The 12,368-nt window shown below is 68.1% G+C and carries 13 protein-coding genes; 4 read left to right on the forward strand and 9 right to left on the reverse strand.

The window, feature by feature from the left end:
• Positions 1 to 125 precede the first annotated feature (125 nt).
• Entirely contained in the window at positions 126 to 800 is a 675-nt protein-coding gene (locus Q0C38_RS23250) for a WYL domain-containing protein (RefSeq protein WP_366937254.1), read from the forward strand.
• A gap of 99 nt (positions 801 to 899) precedes the next feature.
• Here Q0C38_RS23250 and Q0C38_RS08245 read toward each other — a convergent pair whose 3' ends face one another.
• Both Q0C38_RS08245 and Q0C38_RS08250 read right to left on the reverse strand, forming a co-directional pair.
• On the reverse strand, positions 900 to 1,679 hold the full coding sequence (locus tag Q0C38_RS08245) for an SDR family NAD(P)-dependent oxidoreductase (RefSeq protein WP_291296599.1): 780 nt from the start codon (positions 1,677 to 1,679) through the stop codon (positions 900 to 902).
• 14 nt (positions 1,680 to 1,693) lie between these two features.
• Positions 1,694 to 2,770: an endonuclease/exonuclease/phosphatase family protein gene (locus tag Q0C38_RS08250; RefSeq protein ID WP_291296600.1), complete on the reverse strand. Its 1,077-nt coding sequence runs from the start codon at positions 2,768 to 2,770 to the stop codon at positions 1,694 to 1,696.
• A 103-nt stretch (positions 2,771 to 2,873) separates the two neighbouring features.
• Here Q0C38_RS08250 and Q0C38_RS08255 point away from each other — a divergent pair, with 103 nt between their 5' ends.
• The 3 genes from Q0C38_RS08255 (at position 2,874) to Q0C38_RS08265 (ending at position 4,594) form a co-directional block, all read left to right on the forward strand.
• Positions 2,874 to 3,764, forward strand: a complete 891-nt coding sequence (locus Q0C38_RS08255) for a formate dehydrogenase accessory sulfurtransferase FdhD (protein WP_291296601.1) — start codon at positions 2,874 to 2,876, stop codon at positions 3,762 to 3,764.
• A 10-nt stretch (positions 3,765 to 3,774) separates the two neighbouring features.
• Positions 3,775 to 4,401 carry a molybdenum cofactor guanylyltransferase MobA gene (gene mobA, locus Q0C38_RS08260; RefSeq protein ID WP_291296602.1) on the forward strand — a complete coding sequence of 209 codons (627 nt, stop codon included), beginning with the start codon at positions 3,775 to 3,777 and terminating at the stop codon, positions 4,399 to 4,401.
• 67 nt (positions 4,402 to 4,468) lie between these two features.
• Positions 4,469 to 4,594, forward strand: coding sequence for a hypothetical protein (locus Q0C38_RS08265; RefSeq protein ID WP_291296603.1), 126 nt, complete (start codon positions 4,469 to 4,471; stop codon positions 4,592 to 4,594).
• Here the strand turns inward: Q0C38_RS08265 and glp are convergent, their stop codons facing one another.
• The 7 genes from glp to Q0C38_RS08300 form a co-directional block, all read right to left on the reverse strand.
• On the reverse strand, positions 4,595 to 5,851 hold the full coding sequence (gene glp / locus Q0C38_RS08270; protein ID WP_291296604.1) for a gephyrin-like molybdotransferase Glp: 1,257 nt from the start codon (positions 5,849 to 5,851) through the stop codon (positions 4,595 to 4,597).
• A 9-nt stretch (positions 5,852 to 5,860) separates the two neighbouring features.
• Complete coding sequence (gene mobB, locus Q0C38_RS08275) at positions 5,861 to 6,367, reverse strand: molybdopterin-guanine dinucleotide biosynthesis protein B (protein WP_291296605.1); 507 nt, start codon at positions 6,365 to 6,367, stop codon at positions 5,861 to 5,863.
• A 67-nt stretch (positions 6,368 to 6,434) separates the two neighbouring features.
• On the reverse strand, positions 6,435 to 7,463 hold the full coding sequence (locus Q0C38_RS08280) for a formate dehydrogenase subunit gamma (protein WP_291296606.1): 1,029 nt from the start codon (positions 7,461 to 7,463) through the stop codon (positions 6,435 to 6,437).
• Positions 7,464 to 7,557: 94 nt separating this feature from the next.
• Positions 7,558 to 8,154 carry a formate dehydrogenase FDH3 subunit beta gene (gene fdh3B / locus Q0C38_RS08285; protein ID WP_291296607.1) on the reverse strand — a complete coding sequence of 199 codons (597 nt, stop codon included), beginning with the start codon at positions 8,152 to 8,154 and terminating at the stop codon, positions 7,558 to 7,560.
• A 26-nt stretch (positions 8,155 to 8,180) separates the two neighbouring features.
• On the reverse strand, positions 8,181 to 11,135 hold the full coding sequence (locus Q0C38_RS08290) for a formate dehydrogenase subunit alpha (RefSeq protein WP_291296608.1): 2,955 nt from the start codon (positions 11,133 to 11,135) through the stop codon (positions 8,181 to 8,183).
• Positions 11,136 to 11,148: 13 nt separating this feature from the next.
• Positions 11,149 to 11,373, reverse strand: coding sequence for a hypothetical protein (locus Q0C38_RS08295; RefSeq protein ID WP_291296609.1), 225 nt, complete (start codon positions 11,371 to 11,373; stop codon positions 11,149 to 11,151).
• A gap of 72 nt (positions 11,374 to 11,445) precedes the next feature.
• Positions 11,446 to 12,258: a Cro/CI family transcriptional regulator gene (locus Q0C38_RS08300; RefSeq protein ID WP_366937249.1), complete on the reverse strand. Its 813-nt coding sequence runs from the start codon at positions 12,256 to 12,258 to the stop codon at positions 11,446 to 11,448.
• Between the last annotated feature and the right edge of the window lie 110 nt (positions 12,259 to 12,368).

Raw genomic sequence — 12,368 nt, forward strand, 5'->3', positions numbered from 1 at the left:
TCGCGGCCGGTGATGATTTCGACGCGCTCGATGGGGTTCGACATAGGCGCACGCCTAGGCTTCCACCTAGGTCCTCACGGTTGCGCCACCTGTCCGGTCGAATTGGGGGCCGCTCCACAAGGGCGTTGCCATCAGCAGCACCAATCACACGAAGTCTACCACAACCGCTCGCGTCAGGACTGAATCGCTCAATTGCGCTCGTTTACGAGGATGCTGCTGGAAATGAAACCGAGCGCCACGTGACCGTGCGCCGCATACTCGGAGACAATCCAAACGCTCCAGAATACGTCGCTGGCGTCTGCCACATGCGCCGAGCACTCCGGCACTTTAGGCTAGATCGAATCCTTGAACTCACCGACCACGAGACCGGAGAGGTGATTGAGGAAGGCAAAGCGATCGTCACCTGGGCGCAATCCATAACTGCTGAAGCGCGGATCCCCAAAACAACGTCGGAACCCGTGGCGGCACAACCGGCCGACTTAGTTGCTGGACCGTGGCAGCCCCTCCCTGACCCGGATCTCGCGCCCTCGCATCACGTCCTTCGCTTCTTTATTCGACGCAGCGTGCTTCTGAGCCACGGCGAGGAAGCACAGCCGGGACTGCTACATGTCCAAGCGATCATCGGCGGAAAGTCAGGCCCGCTCCAGCTGTATGGCCGGTGGGAGCCGTGGGGCAATAAGCCTCGTCGGATTAGGTTGAGCGCCGTCCGCGCATTGAGCGACCCTGCAATGGGCGAGACACTCTACGGCTCAGCCGCAGCAAAGGCTTGGGCAAACCGGCTTGTATCGGACAGCCCCTGACCATCCCTCCAATCGGAACTCCGCCCTTACCAAGATGCAACTCACCATCTCGCGCAGATTTCGCTCGAGGTCCGCACTCAGCGCTAATCGCTCGCGCGCTCAATAGGCCATCCAGCCGCCATCGACGAGCAGGTTCTCGCCGGTGATGAACGTCGCCTCGTCGGACGCGAGGAACAGCGCGGCGGAGGCGACATCCTCCGGTCGGCCGAGGCGGGGCCAGGGCGTGCGCGCATGGCTGTAGTCGATCCAGCGCGGCTCGATCGCGCGCCCCGTCTTGCCCGTCATGATCTTGCCGGGTGCCACCGCGTTGCAGACGATGCCCTCCTTCGCATAGTCCACCGCGATCTGCCGCGTGATGTAGACGGTACCCGCCTTCGACACGCCGTAGGCGATGTTCTCAGGGCTCGCCACCATGCCGTGCTGGGAGGAGATGTTCACGATCCGCCCGCGCACGCCCTCATCGTTCGGCGCCTGGCCGAGCATGACGTTCACCGCCGCACGGCTCATCAGGAACACGCCCGTCAGGTTCACCGCCATGGTGCGGTTCCAGGTCTCGAGCGTCGTGTCCGTCAGCGTGCCGCCGACGTTGAACACGGCGTTGTTCACCAGCACGTCCAGCCTGCCGAAGCGCGCGACCGTCTCGATCACGGCCCCTTCGGCTGAGGCCTCGTCGGACACGTCGGTGCGCAGGAAGGCCACCGTGTGTCCCTCGCGCATGAGGATCTCGTGCGTCGGCTCGCCGCCCTCGCGCACCGCCTCGGTCATGTCGGCGATCGCGATCGTGGCCCCTTCGGCGGCGAAGCGGCGTGCGATGGCGCGGCCGATGCCGCTCGACGCACCGGTGACGAGAACGACCTTGCCTGCGAGGCGACCTGGCATGCGGGGAAATCCTTTCAGTAGCCGAACGTTGCGGAGACGGGGATATGGTCTGACGGGCGAAGGCCACGCGCGCCCTTGCCCTCACCCTCGGTGAAGGCGCTCCACGCCTTGTCCTCGACCTTGCACGAGGCCTGGTGCAGGCGAACGGCGTTGCGCGCAACCATCATGCGCGGCGAGACGATGATGTGATCGATCAGCTCCTTCACCTCCGCCCCGCCCTGCAAGGGATCGTTGAAGGTGACGGAGGAGGCGGCCCGCAGCACCTCGGGCTTCATCGCGTGGCGCAGCAGCAGGTCGGGCTCGAGGAAGGAGCCGACCATCTCGTCGAGGATGTTGTGCAGCAGGAACTCCGCCTCGAACAGCTCGCCGAACGGCCCGTCGTTGAAGTCGCCAAGAATCACGACGCCGTCCGGCACATCCGACATCAGGAGGCGGAGCGAGACGTAGCGGCGAAGGGCAGCGACCTCGGCCGAGACCTTCTGGCGCACGTCGAGCGCATCGAGCATCGCCTCGGGATCGCGGTTCTCCCATTGCGCGAGCGTCTTGAGCTTGGAGAATTTCGACTTGAGGTGGACGTTGACGAAGGCGATGCGCTTGCCGTTCGGCAGCGTGAGATCGGCGCACACGGGCTGGCGCGCGAAGCGGTGACGGCGCCTGTCGGCGACGCGGAAGCCCTGCCAGGGGTAGAAGAAGAAGCTGCCCGTCAACGCCGCCATGCCGGGTGCTTCCGCCGGCACCTTCGCGAGCCCGCCGGCAAGCGCGCGGCGGACAAGGATATAGGCCGATTGCCAGGTTGCGTTGGCGCCGACGACGACATAGTCGTCATCGAGGAAGCGGGCGACGAAATGCTCGAGCTGTGCCGGCAGCGGCGGGCCTTCCTGCACCGCGAGGACATCGGGGCGGAGGCGGCGGATCACGCCGGCGATGCGGGCGCAGAGGGCTGGCACGTCATCGATCGCGTCAAGGCGGATGCCGCCGAGGCTGCGGCCGGCGAAGCGATCCGGAATCGTGCCGTCCCAGTCCTTCCAGCGGCCGTTGAAGAGGCCGGCCATCCACTCGATGTTCCAGGTCGCGACCCTCAGCGTCGGCACTACCCCCTCCCCCCGCATGCAATGGCGCGACGGTAGGGCCTTGCGCCCCGGGCGGGAAGGGCCGCGCTTGAACGGCGGCACGCCTGCGCCCATGGTCGGACACATGACAAACATGACCGAACCAGGGGCGATGCTGGTCCGCCCCGCGCCGGATGATCCGCGGCTGACGGAGCGTGTCGCCGGCATCGACCAGACGGGTGCCGCGATCGAGACCTCCGTCACGGTCGAACGGCCGCTGACGCTGTACCTGAACGGGCAGGAGATCGTCACGATGATGACGATCGGCGACTATCCCGAGTATCTCGCGCTCGGCTACCTGCTGAACCAGAACATGCTGCGGCGCGACGATGCCGTGACCGCGGTCGACTACGACGAGGAGATCGAGACCGTCGTGGTGCGCACCGAGCGCGGCACCGACTATGAGGAGAAGCTGCGCAAGAAGACGCTCACCTCCGGCTGCGCGCAGGGGACGGCCTTCGGCGACCTGATGGAGCGTTTCGAGAGCGTCACGTTGCCGGCTGCCGAGCTGCGCACGTCGTGGCTCTATCGCCTCACGCACGCGATCAACACCATGCCCTCGCTCTACCTCGAGGCCGGCGCGATCCATGGCTGCGTGCTGTGCGAGCAGGACCGCCCGCTGATCTACATGGAGGATGTCGGCCGCCACAACGCGGTGGACAAGATCGCCGGCTACATGTTCCGGCACGGCATCGATCCTGCGGGCAAGATCTTCTACACCACCGGGCGGCTGACCTCCGAGATGGTGATCAAGACGGTGCAGATGGGCATTCCCATCCTCGTCTCGCGCTCGGGCTTCACGGCCTGGGGCGTGGCACTCGCCCGCCAGGCGGGGCTGACGCTGATCGGCCGCGCGCGTGGGAAGCGGTTCGTGGCACTCGCCGGGCAGGAGCGCATCGTGTTCGACCTCGACCCTGCGATGGTGGAGGAGGAGCGTGCCTCGCATCGCCGCAAGGGGTCCGATCGGGATGAGTGAGCCGATTGCCATGCCGATTCCGGCCACCTTGGGCGTGCTGCTTGCCGGAGGCCTCGCGCGGCGGATGGGCGGCGGCGACAAGGGCCTGCGCGCGGTCGGCGGGCAGACCATCCTGGCCCGTGTCATCATGCGGCTCGCCAACCAGTGCGACGGGCTGATCCTGAACGCCAACGGCGACCCTGCCCGCTTCGCCGACACGGGGCTGAGGGTCATCGCCGATGACGTTCCCGGTTTCGCCGGGCCGCTTGCCGGCATCCTCTCCGCCCTCGACTGGGCCGCGGCGCACCGCCCGCACCTCGCCTGGGTGGTGAGCGTGGCGACGGACAGCCCGTTCCTGCCGCGAAACCTTGTCGCGGGGCTGCACCGCGCGCGCGAGGCTGCCGGCACGCCGCTCGCCTGCGCCCGCTCCGCCGGCCAGGCGCATCCCGTCATCGGCCTCTGGGCCGTGGCGCTGCGGGATGATCTTCGCCACGCGCTGACGGTCGAGCACATCCACAAGATCGACCGATGGACAGCCCGCCACGGCATCGCCCACGCCGACTGGCCGGTCGTGCCGGCCGATCCGTTCTTCAACGCCAACACGCAAGGGGAACTCACCGAGGCCGAAGCGCTGCTGGCCGCGCATCCGGGCCTGTAGAGACTTGATAAACAGTGCGGAATGGCGCATCGATTGGCGCAGGAACGCCGCCACCAGGGGTGCAACCATGAAGGCCTTCGTGATCGCCGCGGTGCTTGCCGTCGGCCTCGCCGTCGCCGGCAGCTACGTGCTCAGCGAGAACTTCCAGCAATATGTCGAGCAGGCCTTCTCCACGACCGGCGTCAGGCTCTGATCAGGCAAATCCGCTGAACGGGAGATAGGACACGCTGTCGCCCGGCGCGATGGCGAGAACCTGTTCCGGCAGTTCCACCAGTCCATCACTGCCGACCAGCGATGAGAGGATGCCGGCGCCCTCGCGCGGGAATTTCCTCGCCTCGGTCATGCCGTCATCGCCGCGCGCGAGCGACACGCGCACGTATTCCCGCCGACCTGCCTTCTTGCGATAGCTGAACGCCGCCCGCACCGCGAAACGTGGCAGCGAAACGGCGCGGGCCCCGGCCAGGTGCAACACGAGCGGGCGGACGATGTGGGCGAACGTCACCATCACCGCCACGGGGTTGCCGGGAAGCCCGACGAAGGCCGTGCCACCCACCTGGCCCATCGCCACAGGCCGCCCCGGCTTGATGGCGAGCCGCCAGAAGAACAGCGACCCCGCGCCCTCCACCGCTGCCTTCACATGATCCTCCTCCCCGGTCGAGACGCCGCCCGAGGTGAGGATCAGGTCATGGCCGGGCGCAGCAGCGGCGAGCGCGGCTGATACCGCCTCGCGCCGGTCTGGCAGGATGCCGAGATCGGTGACGTGGCAGCCCAGCGCGCCGAGCAGCGCGCCAAGGGTGAAGCGGTTGCTGTCATAGAGCATGCCGGGGGCGAGCGCGCTGCCCGGCTCGGCGATCTCGTCGCCGGTGGAGAACAGCGCGACGCGCAGCGGTGAGCGGACATCGAGCGCCGTGAGCCCGACCGAGGCGGCGAGCCCGACATCCTGGGGTCTCAGCCGCTGGCCTGCCTGGAGGATGGTGCTGCCGCGCGCCACGTCCTCGCCCGCCGCGCGCGCGTTCGCCCCGCGCTTGAGGCCGGGGGGGAGGCGCACGCGGCCATCCTCGCCCAGCGCCACGTCCTCCTGCATGAACACCGTGTCGGCGCCCTCGGGCATCGGCGCGCCGGTGAAGATGCGGATCGCCTCTCCGGGTACGATGGCGCGGCCGAGCGAGCCGCCCGCGGCCACGCGGCCGGTCACGGGCAGCGTCGTCTCTCGCTCCGCCGGCAGGTCGGCATGCCGCAGGGCGTAGCCATCCACCGCGCTGTTGGCGAAAGGCGGCACATCGCAGGGAGCGACCAGGTCGGCCGCGAGGATGCGCCCCGATGCGGCGGCAAGTGCCACGCGCTCCGTCCCCGCCACGGGCGCGAGGCGTTCGGCCAGCAGCGCCAGCGCCTCGTCCACGCTCATGAGCGCACCGCCGAAGGCGAAGCAATCGTCGGAGAGCTGCGCCACCCCGGGGCCTCAGCAGCCCGGCGCGAGGCCGGCGCGCCCGGCCACGAACGCAGCGATTGCCGCCGAGTCGTCGAGCGCGAGAACGGGGCGTGTGCAGCCGGGTACGGGACCATCGGAGGCGACGGCGACGACCGCTGGGTCATCCGGCCAGAGCGGTGGCTTGCCCGTGACCGTTCGCCAAACCTCGAGCTTGGCGTGCGCGCCGTGCTTGAACCCCTCGACCAGCACGAGATCGACCGGGGCGAGGCGGGCGATGAGCTCGTCCAGCGTCGGCTCAGGCGCGCCGCGAAGCTCGTGCATGATGGCGTAGCGTGCGGCAGAGCCGATCAGCACCTCGGTCGCCCCCGCCATCCTGTGCGCGTGGCTGTCCTTGCCGGGCGTGTCGAGGTCGAAGCTGTGGTGCGCGTGCTTGATGGTCGAGACGCGCAAGCCGCGCGCCACCAGGGCCGGGATCAGCTTGACCAGGAGAGTCGTCTTGCCGGAGCCGGACCAGCCGGCGATGCCGAAGATCACCATGCGCAAAAGAATGAGGCTGGCGGAGCGGTTCCGCCAGCCTCGTCCGTTTCGTCCGCCGCGGGCGGGATCAGTCGGCGCCGGCCTTGCGCGCGCCCGGCGGTGCCTGCGGGGCGCCGCGGCCGGCCGACATCACCTCGTCGACCCAGAGGCTGTGGTGCTCCTTGGCCCAGTTGAGGTCGACCTTGCCGCTGCCCATGGCATCGAAGGCGCCCTCCATCCCGATCGAGCCGATATAGATGTGGGCGAGGATGATCGCGATCAGCACGAGCGAGATGATGCCGTGCAGCTGGGTGGCGAGCTGCATGCCGTCCATCGTCGTCACGAACTGGAACGGGAACATCATGATGAAGCCCGTCACCGCGATGGCGCCGCCGCCGAGCACGACGGCCCAGAAGATGACCTTCTGTCCGCCATTGAAGCGCTTGGCAGGTGGGTGGCCATGCCCGACCAGCCCGCCGCCCGACGCGAACCACGCCACGTCGGCGCCCGACGGGATGTTGTCCTTGATCCAGATGACGAGCATCAGGAGCACGCCGAGGGTGAAGGGGAACGAGAGGAAGTTGTGCGCGATCTTGCCCCACTGCGACCAGGTGGTGAAGGCCTCGGGTCCCATGATCGGCAACAGGAGTTCGCGCCCGAAGCTGATGTTCAGCCCGGTGATGCCAAGGATGATGAAGGTCGAGGCCGTGATCCAGTGCGCGAACCGCTCGATGCCGTTGAAGCGCTCGATCGTCCGGCCGGAGGGGCCGGCCGCGATGCGGATCTTGCCGCGCGTGGCGTAGAAGATGACGAGCACGACGAGCATGCCGCCCACCGCGATGCCGCCGATCCACTTCAGCGTGGTGCGCCAGAAATGCTGGAAGTCGCGGCCCTGCGGCTGGATCAGCGTGGCCGAGCGCGGGTCCGGGATCGAGGTGCGGCCCTGCACGTTGCCCTGCAGGTAGTTGAACAGCATCTGCTCCGACGCCTGCGCGGGCGCGCCGGGCGAGGCTGGCGCCTGGGCCTGGGCGGGGGCTGGCGCCGCCGCGAGGGCGAGGCCTGCGGCAAGCAGCGTCACGGCGAGTGCGCCACGCAGCTTCTGGATGAAACGCATCATGCTGTGCTCCTGAGTCTGCGGGGGCTGCCATTCATGACAGCACCCCGCGCTCCCTCATCGTGCCAGTTGGGCCGGGGCCGGCTTACCTGCCGGTTCAGCCGGTCGTCACGTCCTTGTAGGCGACGCGCCAGCCCCAGGCGCCGGAACCGTAGCCGCGGCGCGTTACACGCTCGGCATAGATCTGCGCGATGATGTCGCCATCACCGGCAAGCAGCGACTTGGTCGAGCACATCTCGGCGCAGAGCGGCAGCTTGCCCTCGGCGAGGCGGTTCGACCCGTACTTGGCGTACTCGGCCATCGTGCTGTCGGCCTCGGGGCCACCGGCGCAATAGGTGCACTTGTCCATCTTGCCGCGGCTGCCGAAATTGCCCAGCCGCGGATACTGCGGCGCGCCGAACGGGCAGGCGTAGAAGCAGTAGCCGCAGCCGATGCAGAGATCCTTCGAGTGCAGCACCACGCCATCGGCCGTGGTGTAGAAGCAATCGACGGGGCACACCGCGGCGCAGGGCGCATCGGTGCAGTGCATGCACGCCATCGAGATCGACCGTTCGCCAGGCTTGCCGTCACTGATGGTGACGACGCGCCGGCGGTTGATGCCCCAGGGCACCTCGTGCTCGTTCTTGCACGCCGTGACGCAGGCGTTGCATTCGATGCAGCGATCCGCGTCGCAGAGAAACTTCATGCGGGCCATGTCTGTGCTCTCCCCTCGCTACCCGCTCACGCCGCCCGGATCTGGCAAAGCGTGCACTTGGTTTCCTGCATCGATGTCACCGGGTCATACCCGTAGGTCGTGACCGTGTTCACGCTTTCGCCGAGCACGATCGGGTCGGTGCCGGCGGGATACTTCTTCCGCTGGTCCTCCTGCATGAACCAGCCGGCGAAGTGGAACGGCATGAAGGCCACGCCGCGGCCGACACGGTCGGTCACGAGCGCCTTCACGCGGATCATCTTGCCCTGCCGCATCTCCGGCCCGTTCACGAGCACCCACGACCCGTCGCGGATGTTCCGCTCGGCCGCGTCCTGGGTGTTGATCTCGACGAACATGTCCTGCTGCAGCTCGGCCAGCCACTTGTTCGAGCGCGTCTCCTCGCCGCCGCCCTCGTATTCGACGAGGCGGCCCGAGGTGAGAACGATCGGGAAGTTCCGCGCGACGTTGTTCTGGACCGCGCGGTCCTGCACCGTCTTGCCGATGTTGCGCACGCGATGCGCCATGAAGTTGTCGCGCGTCGGGTACTGCGCCACCAGGTCGGGCCGCGGGCTGTAGATCGGCTCGCGGTGGACCGGGATCGGGTCAGGCAGGTTCCAGGCATTGGCGCGCGCCTTGGCGTTGCCGAAGGGCGAGCAGCCATGCTCGAGCGAGACGCGGATGATGCCGCCCGAAAGGTCGGTCGCCCAGCTCACGCGGTCGGCGTTGGCGCCGCCGATGCGCTCGATCGTCGCGCGCTCCGCCTCCGTCAGGTCGGCGTCCCAGCCGAGGCGCTTCAGCACGGCGTAGGTGAACTCGGGATAGCCATCGGTGAGCTCGGAGCCCTTCGAATAGCTGCCCTCGGCCAGCAGCGTCGTGCCGTTGCGCTCGACGCCGAACCGCGCGCGGAACGTTCCGCCGCCATCCTTCACGTGGACATTGGTGTTGTAGAGGATGTGCGTGCCCGGGTGCCGGATCTCTGGCGTGCCCCAGCACGGCCAGGGCAGGCCGTAGAAATCGCCCTTCACGCTCTCGGGCGCGTCTGCCTTGGCGCGGAGCGTGACGAGGTCGAACGCGCCCTGGTTCGCCATGTGCGCCTTGAGCCGCTCGGGGCTCTGGCCGGTATAGCCGGTCGACCAGGCGCCGCTGTTGATCTCGCGCAGGATGCTCTCTGCCTCCGGCATCTTGCCGGTGACCTTGATCTTCTTGAACATCTCGCCCGCGAAACCGAGCTTCTCGGAGAGGCGGTAGAGAACCTCGTAGTCGTTCTTGCTCTCGAAGATCGGCTCGACGACCTTCTCGCCCCACTGGACGGAGCGGTTGGACGCGGTGCGGCTGCCGTCGCACTCGAACTGGGTGCAGATGGGCAGGATGTAGGTGTTCTCGCGCCGGTTGGCGAGCACCGCGAAGGTCGTCGGGTGCGGATCGGCGACCACGAGAAGATCGAGCTTCTCGAGGCCTGCCACCGCATCCGGCATGCGGGTGACGGTGTTGCCGCCGTGGCCGAACACCACCATGCCGCGGAAGTTCGGCTGGCCGGCGATCAGGTTCGCGGTGTCACCCGAGCCGGGCTCGAGCACCGTCGCATCGAAGTAGCGCGTGGTGGTGATGCCGGGCATCTCCATCATGCGCTTGCGGGCTGCATCGTCGGCATTCGCGGGGCCGAAGCGGCCGCGCAGATAGTCGTACGAGACATCCCAAACGCGGCCCCAGTGGCGCCACGCACCCTCGTCGAGCCCGTAATAGGCAGGCAGCGTCGTGACATCGAGGCCGAAATCGGTCGCACCCTGCACGTTGCAGTGGCCGCGGAAGATGTTGGCGCCCGTGCCGTCAGCCCCGACATTGCCGGTGGCCAGAAGCAGGATGCAGGCGGCGCGCACGTTGGCCGTGCCCACCGTCTTCTGCGTCAGGCCCATGCACCAGATCAGCGTCGCTGGCTTCTGGGTCGCGAACATCTCGGCGACCTTGCGCAGCTGCGCGCCGGGAACGCCCGTGACCTTCTCGACCTCGGCCGGCGTCCACTTCGCGACTTCCTTCCGCACCTCGTCCATGCCGTAGACGCGCTGGCGGATGAACTCCTTGTCCTCCCAGCCATTCTCGAAGATGTGCCAGACCAGGCCCCAGAAGAGGGGGATGTCGGTGCCCGGGCGGGGGCGGACATACTCGGTCGCGTGCGCTGCCGTGCGGGTGAAGCGCGGGTCGATGACGATCATGTTCGCGCGGTTCACCTCCTTGCCGGAGAGAACGTGCTGCAGCGAGACCGGGTGCGCCTCGGCCGGGTTGCCGCCGATGATGATCATCGTCTTGGAGCGGCGGATGTCGTTGTAGCTGTTGGTCTGCGCGCCGTAGCCCCAGGTGTTGGCAACGCCCGCCACCGTGGTCGAGTGGCAGATGCGGGCCTGGTGGTCGACGTTGTTGGTGCCCCAGAACGCGGCGAACTTGCGATAGAGGTATGCACCCTCGTTCGAGAACTTCGCCGAGCCGAGCAGGAACACCGAATCGGGACCCGACTGCTGGCGGATCGACAGCAGCTTGTCGCCGATCTCGTTGATCGCCTGGTCCCAGTTGATCCGCGTCCACTGGCCGTTGACCAGCTTCATCGGGTACTTCACGCGCCGGTCGCCGTGCACGAGCTCGCGCACCGAGGCGCCCTTGGCGCAATGCGTGCCGCGGTTGATCGGGCTGTCATAGGCGGGCTCCTGCCCGACCCACACGCCGTTCTGCACTTCCGCGATCACCGTGCAGCCCACCGAGCAGTGGGTGCAGATGTTCTTCTTGACCGTGACCGGCCGGCCTGGCTGCACGGGGCCGGCTTCGGCCTTCCGCACCGTGCCGGCGCCGAGGGCGCCGAGCGCACCCAGGCCACCGGCAACCACACCCGATTTCCTGAGGAAGCCACGCCGATCGAGCGCGCCACCCGACATGCCGGCGAACGCCGCCGCGAGCCCCGCCCGCGCGGCCTTGCCCTCGCTCCGCTTGATCAGCATCGCGCGTCTCCCCTCAATGCTCGTAACGATTGGTGCGGTAGAATGCCTGCACCTCTGGGCTGTTCGGCTTGTAGCGGGCCTTCCGCGCCTCATCGCGGCTCTCGCGCGCGACGGCCGGCGTGGCGATCAGCGGTGTGGCCGCCGCCGCCGCGCCGGCGGAGAGGCCGAGCACCTTCAGGAACCCGCGTCGCGCGCCCGGCGCACGCGCCGCAGCGTCATCAGCCGTCTTCTTCGTCATGAACCCCTCGCTCCGTACCCAACTCGTTCCAACACCGGGAAACCTTCGCCGCAGCCCTTGGGGTGTACCCCCTCAGGCCGCCAGCGTGGCCGCCTCGGTCTCGATCGCGACAAACACCGACCCGAGCCGCCCGACGGCACGGTAGAACCGCGCAGTCTCGGCCGCCTCGAGATCGGAGAAACACTTCTGTGCCCAGGGGGCGATGTGGCGGGCCAGGAAGCGCCGCGCCTCCTCGCCACCCGGATCATCACCGAATGAACCCCGCAGCAGCCCGGCCATGATCTCGGCGACCGTGGCGATGTGATCCTCGGGCTCCGAGACATCCTCGGCGCGGGCAATGCCGAGCCGGTCCATCTCCGCCCTGAGCTTGGCGAGCGGGCGCTCATGCAGAAAGCCCGTCAGGTAGTAGCTGGCATAGGGCAGCAGTTCGCCGCGCCCGAGGCCGATGAAGAGGTCGTGGAACTCACGCTCCACCGCGCGCGGATCGGCGGCGGCGGCAGCCTCGGCCAGCGCTGCGCGGGCCCTGCCGAGCGGCGTGTCGTCACCGGCGAGCGTGGCGAGCTGGCGCAGCAGCGCCGCCTCTGGCGGGCGGGCGAGGAGCCTGGCGATCAAGCCCCAGTGCTGCGCGCGCACCGCGTCGAGCTCGTCGGACTCCGGTGCATCGCCGGGCAATGGCTCGGACGGATAGAGATCGGGGCGAAGCAGGCTGCGCGACACGCCGGTGGCCTGCTCGACCATCAGCACACGCTCGGCCGGGATACGCTGCCAATGGGAGACGGAGGGCTGGGAAATGCCAAGGCGACGGGCGAGCTCGGTGATCCCGCCGCAGGCGCGGATCGCTTGCTCAAGCCCGGACTCTCGCCCAGCGTGACCTGTTCCCTCCATGGCGACACGCTATGGCTGAGTGGGCGTGTCGGTCAATAGGTATCGGCTATGGCAGGGCAGGTTGAGTGAACCGGCGAAACGATCCGGGTGCGTTCGTATCGCCCGCGTGA

Source organism: Elioraea sp. (genome assembly GCF_022842375.1).
Taxonomy (GTDB): domain Bacteria; phylum Pseudomonadota; class Alphaproteobacteria; order Acetobacterales; family Acetobacteraceae; genus Elioraea_A.